This window comes from Streptomyces sp. NBC_01003, from assembly GCF_045162695.1.
Taxonomy (GTDB): Bacteria; Actinomycetota; Actinomycetes; order Streptomycetales; family Streptomycetaceae; genus Streptomyces.
The window spans coordinates 6,997,035-7,015,885 of sequence record NZ_CP108707.1; the positions used below are offsets into that span (position 1 = coordinate 6,997,035).

The 18,851-nt window shown below is 70.4% G+C and carries 18 protein-coding genes and 1 pseudogene; 9 read left to right on the forward strand and 10 right to left on the reverse strand.

From position 1 onward, the window contains the following. The first annotated feature begins 84 nt into the window (after window positions 1-84). Window positions 85-1,287 carry an IS110 family transposase gene (locus OG698_RS31890; RefSeq protein ID WP_406103479.1) on the forward strand — a complete coding sequence of 401 codons (1,203 nt, stop codon included), beginning with the start codon at window positions 85-87 and terminating at the stop codon, window positions 1,285-1,287. Between the two features lie 35 nt (window positions 1,288-1,322). On the opposite strand, the gene OG698_RS31895 is transcribed toward OG698_RS31890, so the two are convergent. Then, window positions 1,323-1,505 (reverse strand): DUF6243 family protein, encoded by a 183-nt coding sequence (locus tag OG698_RS31895; RefSeq protein WP_399968634.1) that lies wholly within the window; start codon window positions 1,503-1,505, stop codon window positions 1,323-1,325. Window positions 1,506-1,671: 166 nt separating this feature from the next. Here OG698_RS31895 and OG698_RS31900 point away from each other — a divergent pair, with 166 nt between their 5' ends. Next, window positions 1,672-2,298 (forward strand): TetR/AcrR family transcriptional regulator, encoded by a 627-nt coding sequence (locus tag OG698_RS31900; RefSeq protein ID WP_406107118.1) that lies wholly within the window; start codon window positions 1,672-1,674, stop codon window positions 2,296-2,298. Here OG698_RS31900 and OG698_RS31905 read toward each other — a convergent pair. Further along, the gene (locus OG698_RS31905) at window positions 2,285-3,130 is read right to left on the reverse strand and encodes a glycerophosphodiester phosphodiesterase (protein WP_406107119.1); all 846 of its coding nucleotides are present in this window, start codon (window positions 3,128-3,130) and stop codon (window positions 2,285-2,287) included. The two genes, OG698_RS31900 and OG698_RS31905, sit on opposite strands and share 14 nt — an antisense overlap. 180 nt (window positions 3,131-3,310) lie before the next feature. On the opposite strand from OG698_RS31905, the gene OG698_RS31910 reads away from it, so the two are divergent. Next, window positions 3,311-4,036, forward strand: a complete 726-nt coding sequence (locus OG698_RS31910; RefSeq protein ID WP_406111413.1) for a bifunctional DNA primase/polymerase — start codon at window positions 3,311-3,313, stop codon at window positions 4,034-4,036. A gap of 30 nt (window positions 4,037-4,066) precedes the next feature. Here the strand turns inward: OG698_RS31910 and OG698_RS31915 are convergent, their stop codons facing one another. From OG698_RS31915 to efeO, 4 genes are all read right to left on the reverse strand, one after another. Next, window positions 4,067-5,053 carry a hypothetical protein gene (locus OG698_RS31915; protein WP_406107120.1) on the reverse strand — a complete coding sequence of 329 codons (987 nt, stop codon included), beginning with the start codon at window positions 5,051-5,053 and terminating at the stop codon, window positions 4,067-4,069. Window positions 5,054-5,122: 69 nt separating this feature from the next. After that, entirely contained in the window at window positions 5,123-5,980 is an 858-nt protein-coding gene (efeU, locus tag OG698_RS31920) for an iron uptake transporter permease EfeU (protein ID WP_406107121.1), read from the reverse strand. Between the two features lie 7 nt (window positions 5,981-5,987). Further along, a complete protein-coding gene (gene efeB, locus OG698_RS31925; RefSeq protein WP_406107122.1) occupies window positions 5,988-7,271 on the reverse strand; it encodes an iron uptake transporter deferrochelatase/peroxidase subunit in 1,284 nt (427 codons plus the stop codon). Window positions 7,272-7,301: 30 nt separating this feature from the next. Continuing rightward, a complete protein-coding gene (gene efeO / locus OG698_RS31930) occupies window positions 7,302-8,459 on the reverse strand; it encodes an iron uptake system protein EfeO (protein ID WP_406107124.1) in 1,158 nt (385 codons plus the stop codon). A gap of 207 nt (window positions 8,460-8,666) precedes the next feature. Here efeO and OG698_RS31935 point away from each other — a divergent pair, with 207 nt between their 5' ends. Then, window positions 8,667-9,308 carry a PhzF family phenazine biosynthesis protein gene (locus OG698_RS31935; protein WP_406107125.1) on the forward strand — a complete coding sequence of 214 codons (642 nt, stop codon included), beginning with the start codon at window positions 8,667-8,669 and terminating at the stop codon, window positions 9,306-9,308. A gap of 3 nt (window positions 9,309-9,311) precedes the next feature. On the opposite strand, the pseudogene OG698_RS31940 reads toward OG698_RS31935, so the two are convergent. Continuing rightward, window positions 9,312-9,959, reverse strand: a pseudogene (locus tag OG698_RS31940) (heme oxygenase (biliverdin-producing)); the annotation flags it as partial. A gap of 147 nt (window positions 9,960-10,106) precedes the next feature. After that, complete coding sequence (gene map, locus OG698_RS31945; RefSeq protein WP_406107127.1) at window positions 10,107-10,964, reverse strand: type I methionyl aminopeptidase; 858 nt, start codon at window positions 10,962-10,964, stop codon at window positions 10,107-10,109. 58 nt (window positions 10,965-11,022) lie between these two features. Here map and OG698_RS31950 point away from each other — a divergent pair, with 58 nt between their 5' ends. After that, window positions 11,023-11,256, forward strand: a complete 234-nt coding sequence (locus OG698_RS31950) for a hypothetical protein (protein ID WP_100592054.1) — start codon at window positions 11,023-11,025, stop codon at window positions 11,254-11,256. Window positions 11,257-11,652: 396 nt separating this feature from the next. Here the strand turns inward: OG698_RS31950 and OG698_RS31955 are convergent, their stop codons facing one another. Further along, window positions 11,653-12,255, reverse strand: a complete 603-nt coding sequence (locus OG698_RS31955; protein WP_406107128.1) for a hypothetical protein — start codon at window positions 12,253-12,255, stop codon at window positions 11,653-11,655. Between the two features lie 82 nt (window positions 12,256-12,337). Here OG698_RS31955 and OG698_RS31960 point away from each other — a divergent pair, with 82 nt between their 5' ends. From OG698_RS31960 to OG698_RS31970, 3 genes are all read left to right on the forward strand, one after another. Further along, entirely contained in the window at window positions 12,338-13,420 is a 1,083-nt protein-coding gene (locus OG698_RS31960; protein WP_406111415.1) for an exo-alpha-sialidase, read from the forward strand. 9 nt (window positions 13,421-13,429) lie between these two features. Next, window positions 13,430-14,134 (forward strand): NADPH-dependent F420 reductase, encoded by a 705-nt coding sequence (gene npdG, locus OG698_RS31965; RefSeq protein WP_326776059.1) that lies wholly within the window; start codon window positions 13,430-13,432, stop codon window positions 14,132-14,134. An 88-nt stretch (window positions 14,135-14,222) separates the two neighbouring features. Next, window positions 14,223-14,420, forward strand: a complete 198-nt coding sequence (locus tag OG698_RS31970) for a hypothetical protein (RefSeq protein WP_383091241.1) — start codon at window positions 14,223-14,225, stop codon at window positions 14,418-14,420. Here the strand turns inward: OG698_RS31970 and OG698_RS31975 are convergent. Beyond that, entirely contained in the window at window positions 14,410-15,210 is an 801-nt protein-coding gene (locus OG698_RS31975) for a site-2 protease family protein (protein ID WP_406107131.1), read from the reverse strand. The genes OG698_RS31970 and OG698_RS31975 overlap by 11 nt on opposite strands. A gap of 249 nt (window positions 15,211-15,459) precedes the next feature. Here OG698_RS31975 and OG698_RS31980 point away from each other — a divergent pair, with 249 nt between their 5' ends. After that, window positions 15,460-18,843: a BTAD domain-containing putative transcriptional regulator gene (locus tag OG698_RS31980; protein ID WP_406107132.1), complete on the forward strand. Its 3,384-nt coding sequence runs from the start codon at window positions 15,460-15,462 to the stop codon at window positions 18,841-18,843. Window positions 18,844-18,851: the final 8 nt, after the last annotated feature.

An 18,851-nucleotide genomic window follows, 5' to 3' on the forward strand; every position in this document is an offset into this window, starting at 1 on the left:
TGGGCGGCAGGTCTGCATAACGTGGATGCGCGCACGACGCCAACGCCCCGGCCAGCACCGCACCAACCCGTTCGGGAGGACGGCGTGAACGACAGCGACGAGATAGGCGTCTTCCTCGGCCTGGACGTCGGCAAGAGCGCCCACCACGGCAATGGACTCACCCCTGCCGGCAAGAAGGTCTTCGACAAGCAACTTCCCAACACCGAACCGAAGTTGCGGCAGGTCTTCGACAAGCTCCGCGAAAAGTTCGGCACCGTCCTGGTCATCGTGGACCAGCCCGCCTCGATCGGCGCCCTGCCCCTGACGGTCGCCCGGGACACCGGCTGCAAGGTTGCCTATCTGCCCGGCCTGTCGATGCGGCGGATCGCCGACCTCTACCCCGGCGAGGCCAAGACCGACGCCCGCGACGCGGCCGTGATCGCGGACGCCGCCCGCACCATGCCCCACACCCTGCGCTCGCTCGAACTCACCGACGAGATCACCGCCGAGCTCACCGTCCTTGTCGGCTTCGACCAAGACCTCGCGGCCGAAGCCACCCGCACCAGCAACCGGATCCGCGGCCTGCTCACCCAGTTCCACCCCAGCCTGGAACGCGTGCTCGGGCCGCGCCTGGACCACCAGGCCGTCACCTGGCTGCTCGAACGCTACGGATCCCCGGCCGCACTGCGAAAGGCCGGACGCCGCAGGCTCGTTGAGGTCATCCGGCCCAAGGCGCCCCGCATGGCCACGCGCCTGATCGACGACGTCTTCGACGCGATCAACGAGCAGACCGTCGTCGTTCCCGGCACGGGCACCCTCGACATCGTCATCCCGTCCCTGGCCCGCTCGCTCGGCGCCGTCCACGAACAACGCCGCGCGGCAGAAGCCCAGATCAGCGCCCTGCTGGAGGCACACCCTCTTTCCGCGGTCCTGACCTCGATGCCGGGGATTGCGGTCAGGACCGCCGCCACACTGCTGGTCACCATCGGCGACGGCACCAGCTTCCCCACCGCCGCCCACCTCGCCTCCTACGCCGGACTCGCCCCGACCACCAAGTCGTCCGGGACCTCGATCCACGGCGAACACGCACCCCGCGGCGGCAACCGTCAGCTCAAACGCGCGATGTTCCTGTCCGCGTTCGCCGCCCTGCACGACCCCGCCTCCCGCACCTACTACGACAAATGCCGAGCCAGAGGAAAGACCCACACCCAAGCCCTCCTCCGCCTCGCCCGACAACGCATCAACGTGCTCTTCGCGATGCTCCGCGACGGCACCTTCTACGAACCAAGAACCCCACGCCTCGCTTGACGAAAGACATAGAGGCACCCCCCCCGTGCGCGCCGTCACGACTCCTCGCGGGCGACGCGTTCCTCCCGCAGCCTGCGCAGCAACTCCCGCTTCTGTGCTTGCGGGTCGAGCCCGCCGCCGACCCGGCCGCCGCGGCCCCCGCCGCGCAGGGACTTGCGGGAGAGGTTGCTGCGGGTGCCGCCGACGCCCAGCATGTTCCCGGATCCACCTCGGCTCATCGTGGTCTCCCTTCGATCTTCGAACGGCACTGTCCCGGGCGGGAGTTGAACCGCCCGGAGCGAGACGGTGCGTCTCGCCAACGACGTCCACTGTCGACGAGACGGATCGTCTTGTCAAGGAAATTGAGACGGTACGTCTCGCCTCGCGCGCTGATACATTCGGGCCATGGCCCAGAAGACCGCTCCCGACTCCAACCGCCGCAGCGAGCGCTCACGCCGCGCGATCTACGACGCCGCCCTCACTCTCGTCGCCGAGATCGGCTATCCCAAGACGACCATCGAGGGCATCGCCGCCCGCGCGGGCGTCGGCAAGCAGACGATCTACCGCTGGTGGTCCTCCAAGGCGGAAGTCCTCATGGAGGCCTTCGTCGACCTCGGCGTCCAGGCGGCGGAGGCGGCCGGAGCGGGCGACTGGGCGGAGGCGGACGGCATCCCGGACACCGGCGACATCGAGACCGACCTCAAGGTGGTCCTGCGCGCCACCGTCGACGAGCTGCTCGACCCCCGCTACGACGCCCCGGCCCGCGCCCTCGCCGCCGAGGGCGTCGCCAACCCGGCCTTCGGCGAGGAGTTCGTCGGCCGCCTCCTGCTGCCCTCGCTGGAGCTGTACGTACGCCGCCTGCGCGCCGCCCAGGACGCCGGCCAGATCCGCGCCGACGTGGACCCGTACATCGCCCGTGACCTGTTCTCCGCGCCACTCGCCCAGCGCTGGCTCCAGGGCACGGGCCCCCTCGACCACGCCTACGCCGACGCCGTCGTCGAGTACGCCCTCTACGGGCTCAGCCCCCGCTGACCCGCGCCCGCACGGCCGACGGGGTGCGGGCCAGCAGGCCCGGCGCGTCCGAGATCACGCCGTTGCAGCCGAGCCGCAGCACGCGGTCCCGCTGGCGCGGCGAGTCCACCGTGTGCGCCCACACCCGCGGGATCCCGGACCGCACGGCCCGCACGAGATCGGCGTCGCGCGCCTTGTAGTCCACGTCGAGCAGGTCGACGAACCGGGCCCAGCGCGCCGGGCGGTCCGTACGCATCTGGACCTCCGAGCGCCACAGCTGTGACGTGAGGCCCATGTCGTGGGCGCGCTGGGCGACGGCCGGGTCGTTGGAGTTCACGAACACCGACCGGGTGAGGCCCCGGCGCCGGATCATCGCGGCGATCCCGTCCAGGCTCCGCGGGTCCTTCGCCTCCAGCATCAGCACGGTGCGGCCGCCGAGACGGTCGAGGACCTCGGCGACCGTCGGCAGCGGCTCCGCGCGCCAGTGGCCCGGCAGTGAGGCCCTCGGACGCATCCGTACGCGCGCCCACTGCCGAGCGTCGATCCTGTTCACCGGGCCCGACGTGTACGTCGTGCGGTCCAGGGTCGGGTCGTGCATGACCACGATCGTGCCGTCGCGAAGCATCCGGGTGTCGAAGTCGAGTACCTGCGCGGTGCCGCGCTCAAAGGCGGCCGTCAGGCCCGACATGCTGTTCTCCGGGACTTCCAGGGCACCGCCGCGGTGCGCCGTGTAGACGAGGCGGGGGAGGCTGTCGACGGTCAGGGGACCGGCGCCCCACTCGACGGGGGAGAGGGCCAGCGGGGTGAGAACCAGGAGCCCGCCGAGGCCCGTCAGCGCAGTCCGTGTGACCATGCCGACCACGGTAGGCGGGCAAATCCCCGTAAAGCCGGTAATGACACCCGATTATCTTCCGCGCCTCGTATCGCTCGGCATCGCCCCGGGTACCCCGGATGTGGACTGTGGCAACCCGCGGCGCAGGATGGTGCGACCATGGGACATGCTTCTCGGTACTACGGCGAGGTGAGGGGATTGATGGGCGCGGAGTACGGCCGCCGGTCCGGCGGACAGGGCAGGATCTCCCAGTGGCTGCGCGCCAGGCGCCCCAAGGAGGCCGAGGGGGACGACGGCCGCGAGGCCCTTCTCCTGGCCGCCGCGGACGCGGGACTGCCGCTCGCACCCGCCGCGTACCCGACCGACTACCGGTGTTCGTGCAGCCGCATCGGCTGTCCCACGCCCGGCAGGCACCCCGTCTCGTTCGCCTGGCAGACGCAGTCCACGACGGACCGCGGCCAGATCGAGCGCTGGGCCCGGCATCAGCCGCAGGCCAACTTCATCACCGCGACCGGCATGGTCCACGACGTCCTCGACGTCCCGCTCGAGGCCGGCCGGGAGGCCCTCGAGCGCCTCCTCGCGGCCGGCATCGACGTGGGCCCCGTCGCCGAGTCCGGCGGCGACCGCATGCTCTTCTTCACCGCGACCCGCGGCACCCCCGAGGACGAGGACGAGTGGTGGCCCTGCGAGCTGGACTGCCACCCCGAGACGATGGACGAGCACCCCGGCCTGCGCTGGCACTGCCGCGGCTCGTACGTGCCCGTGCCGCCCGCCCGGCTCCCCGGTGACCTGACCGTCGACTGGCTGCGCGGCCTCGAACACCCGCTGCCGGACCCGCTCACCCTGCTCGAAGCCCTCACCGACGCCTGCGCACGCTACGTGGGCGAGGAAAAGGACTTCACGGCAGCCTGGCCCTCACGCGGCTGACGCGCGAGGGCATGCAGCTCACGGAGAGCGTCAGCTGCCCTTGGCGCCCGTCAGTCCTTCGAGCCGCGTCAGTATCTCGACGTCGCCGCCCTTGGCCGGGTCGACGGCGACCTGGTTCGAGATGCGCTCCAGCGTCAGCGACTGCTTGACGTCGCCCGTCATGAGCGCCTTCACGTTCTCGTTGTCGACCGTGATGCTCAGGCCCTTGGACGCCGTCTGCTTCTCGTAGTGGTGCGTGGCGAAGAACACCATCGCCCCGCCGTCCGCGGTCCGCAGACCCAGCGGCGCGTAGTCGCCAGATGTCATCGGCTCGTCGACGTACTGCCGGGCGAGACCCGGGCGGCTCGCGTTCTTCTCCCGCGTGGTCCGCCACTGCGACGTGTGCCGGCCCGGCGCGAAACCGTCCCCGCCGTCCTTCAGATACGTCGCGTACTTCCGGCTCATGTCCTGCGGCGCCACCGCGAGCCCCGCGGCGTCCGCCGTCACGGGCTGCGCCCAGCCGTCCTTGTCCTTCTTGAACTCGGGGACGTCACCGGGCGACATGAGCGTCAGATACGACACCTGCCACGGCCGGTTCACATCGTCGCGGGTGAAGACCAGCATCCACCGGAAGTCGCCGCCCCGGTTGGCCGTGGTGTTCGCGACGAACCAGCGGGGCCAGCCCGCCTTCTTGGGGATGGTGAACTCGGCGTCGGACAGCTCCAGGTCCGAGTGGTTCGGGTTGCCGTCGGGGTGATTGACGTGCCCGGCCTTCAGCTTGGCCGCGTCGATCGCGCCCAGCGCGCCCGTCACATGGTCCTCGTCGAGGGACCCGTCGTACGCCTTGTCGGCCTTGTTGTACGCGGCGGTGAAATCCTTCAGGGCGCGGGCGGCCTCGGCCTTGGTGGCCGCCGGGAGGACCTCCCGCTCCCCGTGCACCGTCACACACCCGCTCGCCGTCAGCGCCACGGCGGTCGCGAGGGACACCGCCGTCACCGGCTTCCTGAGACCACGAGGCCTGCGGAGGAGCTTGCTCATCGGTTTTCTTCACCTTCCCCTTCCCGGGCCCGAACCCTATCGGGGAGGGGAGTGGCGCGAGCGTCCGGATCAGGCTTTGGCGGACTCGGCAGGCGTCTGCGCCTCGGGCTTCGGCTTCCTGGACAGGAAACCGGACGGCGCGAAGAACACTGTGAGCGTCACGACCAAGTACAGCAGCCAGACGACGACTTGGAGGACCGTCGGATCGGGCTGGAAGTTGAACACGCCCTTCAGGAGCGTGCCGTACCAGCTGTCCGGCGGAATCGTCTCGCTGATGTCGAACGCCTTGCTGGACAGACCGCCCAGGAACTGCGCCTCCTGAAGGTCGTGCACGCCGTACGCGAGGACGCCCGCCGCCACGATCACCAGCATGCCGCCGGTCCACGTGAAGAACTTCGCCAGGTTGATCCGCAGGGCGCCCCGGTAGAACAGCCAGCCGAGGACGACAGCCGTCAACAGGCCCAGCAGGACGCCGATGAGCGGCCCGTGCGTGCCGTCGTTGGACGCGCGCACCGAAGCCCACACGAACAGGGCGGTCTCAAGCCCCTCACGGCCGACCGCGAGGAACGCCGTCGCCACCAGCGCAGCCGTACCCATCTGCAGCGCGGCGTCCAGCTTGCCGTGCAGCTCGGCCTTCAGATGCCGCGCCGTGCGCCGCATCCAGAAGACCATCCACGTCACCAGGCCCACGGCGACGATCGACAACGAACCGCCGAGCGCCTCCTGCGCCTCGAACGTCAGCTCCTGCGAGCCGAAGGTCAGCGCGAAACCGAAGCCGAGCGCCACGGCGACGGCGATGGCGATGCCGATCCAGATGGGGCGCAGCGCGTCACGCCGGTCCGTCTTCACCAGATACGCGATGAGGATGCAGACGACGAGGCTGGCCTCGAGTCCCTCGCGCAGACCGATCAGATAGTTGCCGAACATCGTGTCCTCATGCCTCCTTGGAGAACAGCGCCCGGCCCCACCAGTCGCCCGAGTCCCGGACGCCCGGCGGGACGGCGAAGACGGCCGAACCCACGTGCTGGATGTACTCGTTGAGCGCGTCACTGCGCGACAGGTTCCGCTGCACGCGGATGAACCCCTTGCGCACGTCCTTCTGGTAGGCCAGGAAGAACAGGCCGGCCTCCAGACGGCCGAGACCGTCCGTGCCGTCGGTGAAGGAGTAGCCGCGGCGCAGGATGGTCGCCCCCGCGTTGGAGTCGGGGTGCGCGAGCCGCACGTGCGCGTCCGGCTTCATCGCCTTCAGGAACGGCTCGTCGCGCTCCTTGGCCTTGCCGACCGGGGCGCCCTCGCCCTTGTCGCGGCCGAAGACGTCCTCCTGCTCCTGGAGCGACGTACGGTCCCAGGTCTCGATGTTCATACGGATGCGCCGGGCGACGAGGTACGAACCCCCGGTCATCCAGGCCGAGTCGGTGTCCGTGTCCTTGGCGCCGACCCACACGTGCTCATCGAGGCGGGCGGTCTCGGTGCCGGCGATGTTGCGGGTGCCGTCCTTGAAGCCCATCAGGTTGCGCGGGGTCTGCGCGTCCGGGGTCGTCGACGAGGTCTTGCCGAAGCCGAGCTGGGACCAGCGGATGGCGACCTTGCCGAAGCCGATCCTGGCGAGATTGCGGATGGCGTGCACGGCGATCTGAGGATCGTCGGCACAGGCCTGGATGCACAGATCGCCGTCGCTGCGGGCCTTGTCGAGATTGTCGCCGGGGAACTTCGGCAGGTCGACGAGGGCCTCGGGCCGCCGGTCCGCAAGTCCGAACTTCTCGAACAGGGAAGGGCCGAAGCCGATGGTGAGGGTGAGCCGGGAGGGCTTGAGGCCGAGCGCCTCGCCTGTGTCGTCCGGCGGCGCCTCGGGCAGCCCGCCGTACGCGCCCTCGCCCACCGCGTGCCCCTCGGTCATCCTGGACGCGGCCTTCGTCCAGTCCTTCAGGAGCTGCACGAACTCGTCGCGGTCGTCGGTCTTCACGTCGAACGACGCGAAGTGCAGACGGTCCTGGACGGCGGTGGCGATTCCGGCCTGGTGCGCGCCGTGGAACGACACGGCGCCGCCCGAGTCGGCGACCGGCTGCGGATCGTCGCCGGTCCGCGCCACGGCGACGGCGCCACCCGCGGCGGCGGCACCGAGCGCGAGCCCGGCCCCGCCCACCGCGAGCAGTGAACGACGCGACGGCGTGCGGGAGTTGTCTGATCCGACCGAGACATCGGCGGTGGTGTCCGTCATCCCTGACCCCTTACCTGTGTAACCGGAGGGCTACTTGACGACGACGGCGGCGGCGAGCTTGGACAGCGGCTCCGCGAGCGCGTTCACCGCGTCCGAGAGCTCCTTGCGGTCCGCCTTGCCGACCTTGTCGTAGGAGGTGAACTCGTAGGAGGTCTTGTCCTTGCGGTACTTGTCGAGCAGCGTGTCCAGGGCGGCGAACTGCTTGTCGAGCTCCTTCGTCAGCGCGGCGTCGTTCTCCGCGGCGACGGGCTTGAGCAGGTCGTACGCCTTCTCGGCACCCTCGACGTTGGCCTTGAAGTCGACGAGGTCGGTGTGCGAGTAGCGCTCCTCCTCGCCCGTGACCTTGCCGGTGGCGACCTCGTCGAGGAGCTCCTTGGCGCCGTTGGCCATGGAGGTCGGCGTGATGTCCGCCTTGCCGACGCGGGTCTGCCAGTCCTTGAGGTCCTTGTCGAGCTGCGTCGCCAGCTCCTTCTCCCGCGAGCCGATCTTCTTGTCCTGCCACAGCGCCTTCTCCAGGCGGTGCCAGCCGGTCCAGTCCGTCTTCGGGTCCTGCCCCTCCTCCAGGCCGTCCGCGCGGACGTCGACCTTCGGGTCGATGTCACCGAAGGACTCGGCGACGGGCTCGGTGCGCTCCCAGCCGATGCGGGACGGCGCGTACGCGGCCTGCGCGGCCTTCAGGTCGCCCTTGCGCACGGCGTCCGTGAACGTCGTGACCTTGGGCAGCGTCTCGTCGGCCTGCTCCTGCGCGTACGTCCGGTAGGCGGCGACGGCTTTGTCCAGACGGGCGTCACGCTTGACGGCCTTGCCGCCGGTGACGGTCACCTTCTGCCGGATGCCGTCGCCCTTCATGCCGGGCTTGCAGGCGATCTCGTACGAGCCGGCCTTCACCTCGGCGGTGAGCTTCTGCTTGGTGCCGGGACCGATGTTCTCGCGCTCACTGACGATCCGGTCGTCCGGGAACAGGACGTAGACCTCGGTGACCTTGGAGCCCTTGTTCTCTATGGAGAGCTCGACATGGCCGGCCGGGAACTCGGTCTTGGAGACGTCGCACTTGTCGTCCGTGGCGGTGACCGCGACGACGTGGTCGCCACCGGACTTGGCGTCGCTCTTCTGGGTGCAGCCCGTGACGGCGGCCAGGGTCGCCGCGGTGGCGGCGGCGGTGACAACAGTGAGTCGGACGGCTCGCATGCGGGCTCCAAGACGGTGAGGCACTGTGAGTGAGGCGGACCTAACTTAACCGAGGCTTACCTCAGTGCTACCCAGGGGTCCAGTGATTCAGCTCTCACGAAAATGACGCCGGTCGCGCCCCGGATACAAGCGACCCATGGGCGACCCGTAAAACGGCAAACAAAAGGCAAAAACCCGCCACCCCCCACCGAATGATTGACTGTCCCGGTGACGGACTACGACGTGCTCCGAGTCTTCTGCGGCCCTCATGGCGACCACGGCAATGAGCTGGGAGTCGTGCGAGAGGGAAGCGACGTCCCCGACGAGGACGGGCGACAGGCCCTGGCGGCGAAGCTGGGCTTCAGCGAGACGGTGTTCGTGGACGACCCCGAGCGCGGCGTCATCGACATCTACACGCCGACCATGCGCCTCCCCTTCGCCGGACACCCCTGCGTCGGCACTGCCTGGCTCCTGGACGTACCCGAACTGGTCACGCCCGCAGGCGTGGTGGGCACGCGCCTGGACGGCGAGTTCACCTGGATCGAGGCGCGACCGGAGTGGGCACCGCCTCGGACGCTGCGCGAGTACGCCTCGGCGTCAGAGGTGGAGGAACTCCAAGTCCCCCCGCCGGGCGAGTGGATCTACGCCTGGGCGTGGGAGGACGCGGCGGCAGGAAAGGTGAGGGCCCGAGCGTTCCCGGGCAGGAACGACGGCATCGACGAGGACGAGGCGACGGGAGCGGCGGCACTGCTGCTCACGGCACAACTGCACAGAGCCCTGAACATCACGCAGGGCAAAGGCTCTCAAATCCTCACGGCTCCCCAACCGGAAGGCCTGATCGAGGTGGGCGGCAGAGTCCGCCTCACCTGACCAAGCGGCGTTGCTGAATTCCTCGCCAAGCGCCTTGAAGACGGCGGTGTTGAGAGCGAACGCCCGCTTGCACTCGGCCACGATGCGCTGCTTCTCCAGCTCATCGACACGAACAACGTCCAGCAGGGCGCGATAACTACGCTTGAAAGCAGCAGGGTTCGGAACCTGCTCAAACACATAGAACCGCACGCCATCACCCTTGCGGGCGAAGCCCCAGTTCTTCTCGGCCTTGTCGCGGATGATCTGCCCACCGGACAGATCCCCCAGGTACCGGGTGTAGTGATGGGCGACGTAGCCCCCCGGCCACTCCCGGGCGCACTCGGCAACGCGCGAGGCGTAGGCCTGAGTGGCCGGCAGCGCGGAAACACCGTCGCGCCAGCCGTCCCCCCGCAGATGGGCCAGATCCCGCTCGATGGCAGAAACCCGAAACAACTCCGGCTGTATGAAAGGCCCGGCAACGGCGGACCCCTCCAGTCGCCCCGTGGCCCCCTCCAACGCCCGATAGACAAACCACAGTTGCTCGGTGTACCGGGCATAGGCGTCGACGCCGAGGGCTCCGCCGAGAAGGTCGCTCATGAACGTGGTGGTCTCGGCCTCTGTGTGCTGCTCGTGAGAGGCGGTGCGGATCAGGGTGGAGAACGGCGTATCCACGAGACCTCCAGATTGCTAAGCTTAGCCTTACCTAACTTATCGGGTTCCCGACGCTCTGTCGGTAAAAACGCTACCCCGATCAGCCGCCAAGGCAACGCAGAAGGCCCGCCCCACCAACGGGACGGGCCTACGGACGAATCCACGACGTCAGGGCAGAGTGAGAATCTCCGCACCGGCTTCGGTCACGACAAGGGTGTGCTCGAACTGAGCGGTCCGCTTGCGGTCCTTGGTCACAACGGTCCACCCGTCGTCCCACATGTCGTACTCATGGGTGCCGAGCGTGAGCATGGGCTCGATGGTGAAGGTCATCCCGGGCTGGATGACGGTGGTGGCGTGCGGGCTGTCGTAGTGCGGAATGATCAGGCCGGAGTGGAACGACGAGTTGATCCCGTGCCCGGTGAAGTCCCGCACGACGCCATAACCGAAGCGCTTGGCGTACGACTCGATGACGCGGCCGATGATGTTGATCTGACGCCCGGGCCGGACGGCCTTGATGGCGCGGTTGAGGGACTCGCGGGTCCGCTCGACAAGAAGCCGGGACTCCTCGTCGACGTCACCGACCAGATAGGTGGCGTTGTTGTCGCCGTGAACACCGCCGATGTAGGCGGTCACATCCAGGTTGACGATGTCGCCGTCCTTCAGGACGGTGGAATCGGGGATCCCGTGGCAGATGACCTCGTTGACGGAGGTGCACAGCGACTTCGGGAAGTTGCGGTAGCCGAGGGTCGACGGGTACGCGCCGTGGTCGACCATGTACTCGTGCGCGATGCGGTCGAGTTCGTCCGTGGTCACGCCGGGCACGATGGCCTTGGCGGCCTCCTCCATCGCCTGCGCGGCGATCCGGCCGGCGCGGCGCATGGCCTCGACCGTCTCCGGGGTCTGGATCTCCGGCCCCTTGTACGGCGTCGGCGCGGGCTTGCCCACGTACTCGGGACGCCGGATGTTTCCGGGTACGGAACGAGTGGGAGAGAGCTCCCCTGGTACGAGCAGCGACTGGCCAGACATGCCAGCGAGTGTATCGAGCGGCTGTGGGGGACCATGGTCATGGCGAGAGGAGCCGAAGATGGCCCTGTTCAAGAGGCGGACCGTCGGGAAGCCCGGCGAGTGGTACTACTGCCTGGAGCACCAGAAGGTCGAGGAGGGGCCAGACTGCCCCAACAAGGACCGTTTCGGCCCGTACGCGTCGCGCACCGAGGCGGAACACGCGATGGAGACGGCGCGTGAACGAAACCTCGAATGGGAGACGGACCCCAAGTGGCACGACGCCACGGCCAAGGACGAGGACGACAAGACCTGACGCCACCCGCCGCGTAGGAGACGGGGAGCGGGAGTCCCACCGGGCGGTCGCCGCGTATGAGACAGGCCGGAGACAGCGAAGTCCCACCGGCGGTCAGTCGCTTACGAGACAGGCCGGAGACAGCGAAGTCCCACCGGCGGTCAGTCGCTTACGAGACGGGAGGGGACGTGGGGGCATGTGCGCGCGGAGCCACCAGCACCACGTACAGGTAATTAGCTGGCTGACGTGCACCCATAGAACAGCGAGCACGTACATGCCCCCGCGGCCCCGCACCCGACAACGCACCTGACGAGCCCGCACCGAGCCCGCACCCGAAATCGCACCGGCCGAAGACAGCCGGCACCCGCCGACGCACCAGCACCCGCCACCCACCCTTTCAAGCGCAAACCCCCACCCCTACCACCCCGCAGGCGGCGGCGAGGTCAGATGGTCCGCAAGACGGGACAGCCGATCACGGAAGCGCCGACGAGGCCCCCGGGCCGGGCCGCCGACGGGATTCTCGCCCGCGGCCGCGCTGACCAGGTGCTGCGCGGTATCGAGGTCGAGATCCGGCCCGGGCGTGAGCGCCTCGTGGGCCATGGCGTGCAGATCACGGTCACCCGAGTCGATGGCCAGAACCGTGGCCCCCGCCCGCCGAGCGTCATGCACCCGCTCCAGCAACTCCTCACCTGGCGCCCCAGGCGCCACAACGAGCAGAGTCTCGCCCCGCCGGGCCGCCTCGATGCGCCCGAGCCCCACCGCAAGATGGGCCGGATCCCCGGCCCCCGCCCGGTGCCGCACGAGCGTGGGCGACAGCTCGGGCATCCCGGACCAGGCGGCCTCGTCCACGAGATGCGCCGCGAGATGCCACGGCTCGTACTCGGGCGTGCCGACGAGAAGCAGTCCGCCCCCATGCGGCACGACGGAGGTCCGCAGCGCACCCGCGAAGCGGCGCGCGGCGCCCAGCCACTCGGTTCCGGCGAGTACTTCCCGCAGCAGTGCGACCCGTACGGCGTCCATGCCTGCGCATACTGCCTCAACAGTTCACTCGTCAGGCCGAGTTCACCGGGAATTCCCTCTGGGTGGGGAGGGATGGGGGGTGCTGACTGAGACGTCTGTTCCCTTCCGCGCGGGACGCGAGGGATACGCGAGCTTCCGGATCCCCGCAGCCGTCGCGACACGCTCCGGCGTGCTGCTCGCGTTCTGCGAGGGACGAGTGGGATCGAGGGAGGACTACGGGAACATCGACGTGGTCCTGAAGAGATCCACGGACGGCGGCCGCACCTGGGACCCGCTCCAGGTGGTGGCGGCGAACGGCGACGACCTGGCGGGAAACCCGGCGCCGGTGGTCCTGGACACGGGACGGGTCCTGATCGTCCACGTCAGGAACGCGGCAGGGGCAACAGAAACGGCGATCAGACGGGGCGAGGTCGAGCCCGAGGACGGACGCCGAGTCTGGGTGCAGCACAGCGACGACGAGGGCCTGACCTGGTCGGCACCCAGGGAGATCACAGCACAGGCGAAGAACAAGAACTGGCGCTGGTACGCCACAGGCCCGGGCCACGCGCTCCAGACACAAAGCGGACGAGTGGTGGTACCGGCCAACCACTCCCTCCCGCCCGCCGGAGGCGACACCGGCACGGAGGGAAAGTACGACGGCGGCCACTGCCTGCTGAGCGACGACAGGGGCAGGACCTGGCGGCTCGGTTACGTGGACGACCACCCGGACGGCTACGTGAATGTGAACGAGACGACCGCGGTCGAACTGCCGGACGGGCGGCTGTACTTCAACGCCCGCAACGACTCGCCCGCGCCGGGCACAAGGGCGGACGCGACGTCGGAGGACGGCGGCGAGAGCCTGGTCAAGGCATTCCGCCCGCAGGCGGGCCTGGTGGGCCCGGTGGTGGAGGGGAGCCTGTTGAGGCTGGGGGAGGTGCTGCTGTTCGCGGGCCCGGCGGACCCCGGGTTCAGGGCGCTGATGAGCGTGCGGGCGAGCGAGGACGAGGGTGTGACATGGCGGGTGGCCCACACGGTGGACGGCCTGCCGGCGGCCTACTCCGACCTGGTGCGGGCCGACACCGAGACGGTCGGACTGCTGTACGAGACGGGAGACTTCAGCGCGTACGAGACGATCACGTTCAGGCGGATCCCGGTCGCCGCGCTGCTGGGCCGTACGCCTGAGTAAGGTCACCGTATGACCTCTACGGACAGTGTGCAGAAGGCCCCCGCGAAGGACCCCTGGGACCTCCCCGACGTATCGGGGCTGGTGGTAGGCGTGCTGGGAGGCACGGGCGACCAGGGCCGCGGGCTCGCCTACCGGCTGGCGAGGGCCGGCCAGAAGGTGATCATCGGATCCCGCGCGGCGGAGCGCGCGCAGGCGGCAGCGGATGAGCTGGGCCTGGGCGTCGAGGGCGCGGACAACGCGGAGTGTGCGCGCCGCAGCGACATCGTGATCGTGGCGGTGCCGTGGGAGGGCCACGGCAAGACGCTGGAATCGCTGCGCGAGGACCTCGCGGGCAAGCTCGTGGTCGACTGCGTCAACCCGCTGGGCTTCGACAAGAAGGGCGCGTACGCGCTGAAGCCGGAGGAGGGCAGCGCGGCGGAGCAGGCCGCGGCGCTGCTGCCGGACTCGCGGGTGACGGCGGCGTTCCACCACCTGTCGGCCGTGCTCCTCCAGGACGAGGCGATCGACGAGATCGACACGGACGTGATGGTGCTGGGCGAGGAGCGGGCGGACACGGAGATCGTCCAGGCGCTGGCGGGCCGCATTCCGGGCATGCGGGGAGTCTTCGCGGGCCGGCTGCGCAACGCGCACCAGGTGGAGTCGCTGGTCGCGAACCTGATCTCGGTGAACCGCCGCTACAAGGCACACGCGGGCCTGCGGGTCACCGACGTCTGACCGGCGCGCGTCACCGCGGTGCGGCCGCGGAAGGGCATGGGGGACACTGGTCGGCGAACAACTCTCCGTCCGACAGGAGCCGACCCCCATGCCCCGCCTCGCTCTGTACGCCCTAGTCGTCTGCGTCCTCTCGACGGCCGCAGCCGTGGTCGCCTTCGTGCAGGGCAGCCTGCTCGGCATCGTCTGGGTCCTGCTCGCGGGCCTCACCTCGAACATGGCCTGGTACTACGCGCGCCGGGCCAAGGCCGAGAAGCAGGCGAAGGCGGCGGTCGCGCCTACTGCGTGACGGTGGGGATCTCAGGGGTTCCCTGCCAGAAGCGGTAGAACTCCTGACCCCAGTAGGTGTCCCACTCGGTGACACCGAGGGAGCGCAGAATCGCGTCGATGGCGTCGAAGAACACGTGGTTCACCTCCGGGATCCACAGGATGCCGAACACGGCGAGCAGCCCGAACGGAGCGAACGGCTCCACCTGCCGCCGGAAGCTCTGGGACAGCCACGGCTCGATGACGCCGTAGCCGTCCAGGCCGGGGACCGGCAGGAAGTTCAGGATCGCCGCGGTCACCTGGAGCAGGGCCAGGAAGCCGAGCGCGTAGCGGAACGTGTCCGGCACCCCGTTCAGCGCGTCCAGCCAGAACGGCGCCGTGCAGACGACGGCGAACAGGACGTTGGTCAGCGGCCCCGCCGCCGAGATGAGGCTGTGCCGCCAGCGGCCCTGGATCCGGCCCCGCTCGATGAAGACGGCGCCGCCGGGCAGACCGATCCCGCCCATGATCACGAAGATGACGGGCAGCACGATGCTGAGCAGGGCGTGCGTGTACTTCAGCGGGTTCAGGGTCAGATAGCCCTTCGAGCCGATGGAGATGTCGCCGCTGTGCAGGGCCGTGCGCGCGTGGGCGTACTCGTGCAGACAGAGCGAGACGATCCAGGCGCCCGTCACGAACAGGAAGACGGCGATGCCGGGCTGCGCGGCGAAGTCCGTCCACACCGCCCAGCCGGTGACGGCGGTGACGGCGGCGATACCGAGGAAGACGGGGCTGATCCTGCGATCGCTGCGACGGGTGGCGGCGGTGGTCATGGAGGAGGGCTCCCGGGGTGCGTGCGGCCTGGTGCGGTGCTGGGGCGACGGGCTGACCGTACCGGTGGTGTGGTGTGGAGGGAACGTGCCGGGGCCGACCGCAGGTTCCCCTGACACCGCGAAAACGCGCCCGTTGTGCCCGCCCTGACGGATATCTGCCCGCCGCCGAAAGACCTGCTCCACACCCCTGACAGCCCTCCCGCCGAAACTCGGGCGCGGGCCGGCGGCCGGTTTGGGGACAATGGGCCGGTGCGCTACCGCATTCTCGGCTCCACGCAGGCACTCCGCGACGACGGCACGGCCGTCCCCGTAGGCGGGGCGCGCCTGCGTGCCCTGCTGACCGTGCTCGCGCTGCGCCCCGGCCGTACCGTCCCTCCGCAGGTGCTCACCGACGAGGTCTGGGGCGCCGATCCGCCCGCGGACGCGTCCGGCGCGCTCCAGGCGCTCGTGGGTCGGCTGCGCAGGGCGATCGGCGCCGACGCGGTGCACTCGCTCGACGGCGGCTACCGGCTGTCCGCCACTTCCGAGGACATCGACCTGTTCCGCTTCGAGCGGCTCGTGAGGGACGGCGTACAGGCGCTGGCCGATGGCGACCCCGGCAAGTCGGCGGCCGTCCTCGACGACGCGCTCTCCCTGTGGCGCGGCCCCGCGCTGGCCGATCTGCCGGACCGCTCGGCGGACGCCGCCCGCTGGGAGGCGCTCCACCTCGAATCCAGGCGCACGCGGTTCTCCGCTTCGCTCGCGCTGGGCAGGGCCGAGTCCGTACTGCCCGAGCTGACCGCGCTGTGCGACGCGCATCCGCTCGACGAGCCGCTCCAGGCGCTGCGGCTGCGCGCCCTGCGCGACGCGGGCCGGACCGCCGAGGCGCTGGCGGCCTACGAGCGGGTACGGGTCGAGCTCGCGGAGCGGCTGGGAACGGACCCGGGCCCGGAACTGCGCGCACTGCACGCCGACCTGCTGACGCCGCGCGCCCCCGCCCACGCTCCCACCGCCTCCGCCGAAAGGCCCACCACCCCGGTCAGGGCACCCGCCCACACAGGCAACCTCCGCGCCCGGCTCACCTCCTTCGTGGGGCGCGCCGGCGACATCGGGGCGATTCGTGAGGACCTCGGGCGGGTGCGGCTCGTGACGCTGCTCGGGCCTGGCGGCGCCGGAAAGACCCGGCTGTCACAGGAGACCGCCGAGAGCATGGATCTGCCGGACGGAGTATGGCTGGCCGAGCTCGCGCCCGTCGAGGACCCGGACGCCGTCCCGGAGGCCGTCGTCACGGCGCTCGGGGCCCGCGAGACCGTGCTGCGCGGCGCCGGCGCCGAGGAGCTGCGGGTCGCGTCCGACCGGCACGGCGAGGACCCGCTCGTACGCCTCACCGAGCACTGCGCGCACCGCCGCATGCTGCTGATCCTCGACAACTGCGAGCATGTGATCGAGGCCGCAGCCCGCCTCGCCGAGCAGCTGCTCAGCCAGTGCCCCGGCGTGACGGTTCTCGCCACGAGCCGCGAACCCCTGGGCGTACCGGGCGAGTTGCTGCACCTGGTGGAGCCGCTGCCGGAGCCTTTCGCCCTGCGCCTGTTCGGCGAGCGGGGCGCCGCCGTGCGGCCCGGGTTCCGGGTCGAGGACGACGAGCGGGCCGCGGCCGAGATCTGCCGGCGCCTCGACGGACTGCCCCTCGCCATCGAGCTCGCCGCCGCCCGGCTGCGGATGCTCACGCCTCGCCAGATCGCCGACCGCCTCGACGACCGCTTCCGCCTGCTCACCTCGGGCGCCCGCACCGTCCTGCCCCGCCAGCAGACGCTGCGGGCCGTCGTCGACTGGTCCTGGGACCTCCTCGACGAGGAGGAGCGGACCGTCCTGCGCCGGCTGTCGGTCTTCAGCGGCGGCTGCGACCTCGCCGCCGCCGAGGCGGTGTGCGGCCCCGGCGCCCTCGACGCGATCGGCTCGCTCGTGGACAAGTCCCTGGTCGTGGCGGCCCCTTGGGACGGTGACGAGGCTGAGCACGAAGACCACGGAGATTCCGGGGACCACGGGGACCACGGGGACGGCGCCGACGGCGAGGGCCGCGACCAGGCCGGCGTCATGCGCTACCGCCTCCTGGAGACCGTCGCCGAGTACGCGGGTGACCGGCTCGACGAGGCCGGTGACCGGGCGGACGCCGAGCGCGCGCACCTCACGTACTACCGCGAACTGGCCCGCACCACCGACCCGCAGCTGCGCGGCCACGGTCAGCGCGCCGCCGTCGCCCGCCTGGAACGCGAATACGAGAACCTGCGCACCGCCCTGCGGCACGCCGTCGCCGCGCGGGACGAGCAGGAGACGCTCTCCCTGGTGCTCTCGCTGGCCTGGTTCTGGCAGATGCGCGACCTGCGCGTCGACGCCCGCAACTGGTCGCGCGAGGCCACCGCGCTCGGCCCCGACCCGTTCACCCCGCCCGCCGACCCCGCGCCCCCGCTCTACGAGCGCTGCACCGACGCCCCGCCGCCGTTCGGCCCCGAACTCCTCGTGGAGGCACGGCGCGGGGTGCATCTGCTCCGCCTCGCCTACATGGACATGGAGATGGAGACCTGGCAGACCGAGGAGGGCGGCGCGAAGCTGCGCGCGATCGCGCAGGCGTACCGCCCGGGCCTCCCGCAGACCTGCCGCCCGCCGGGCAACCTCTGGTTCTATGCGGTGATGATGAGCGGCGACATGGAGGCGCTGTGGAACCTCGCCGACGTCACGGTGCGGACCTGCCGCGAACTCGGGTACACCTGGGAGCTCGCCCTCACCCTCCAGCTGCGGGCCAACATCCTCGCCAACCGCAGCGACTGGGCGGGCGACGCGGTCCGGGACGCGGACGAGTCCCTCGAACTGTTCACCCGGCTCGGCGACCGGTGGGGCGTCGCCGAGGCGCTGTCCGCGCGCGGCGAGGCTCATGAGCGCAGCGGCGCGTACGCCGCGGCGGCCGCGGACTACTCCGCCGCCATCGAGGGCGCCGAACGCCTCGGCGCGCAGGCGCAGGTGGCCATCCTGAACGCGCGGCTCGGGCAGGCCCTCATCGAGGGCGGTGACGGCGAGCGCGGCGAGGAACTGCTGCGCGGCATCCTCGACCCCGGCAGGCGCCATACGAACGAGGCCTGGCCCGCCGCCCGCATGTTCCTGGCCGGGCGGTACGGCGCCACCGGCCGCGTCGCCGAGGCGCGCGAGCAACTGCGGCTCCTCCAGGACGAGTTCAAGGCGATGAGCTTCGTCGTCTTCCGGGGCTTCGTCGTCGGGATGTACGCCTGGCTCGACTCGGAGGACGGCCTGGCGGAGGAAGCCCTCGCCGGCGTCGTCGAGGCCCTGGAGCTGGCGACCGACCCGCTGGCCCTGGTGATCGCCCCGCACATGCCCGCCATGCATCTGGTGACCGGCGCCCGCGCCCTGAACCTGAGCGGAGACCCGGCCGACGCCCGCGACGCCGCCCGCCTCATGGGCGCCGCCGACGGACACCTTCCGTCCCGGCACGTGCGGTCCTATCTGGAGCGCGACGCCCACACGTCCGCCGAGGCCGCGATCCGTGAGGCCATCGGCGACCGCGCGTACGAGGCCGCGTACGCCGAAGGCGGCGACCTGTCTCTCGACGAGGCCGCCGCCCTACTGGGACGCGAACGCGGTTGAACCACCTG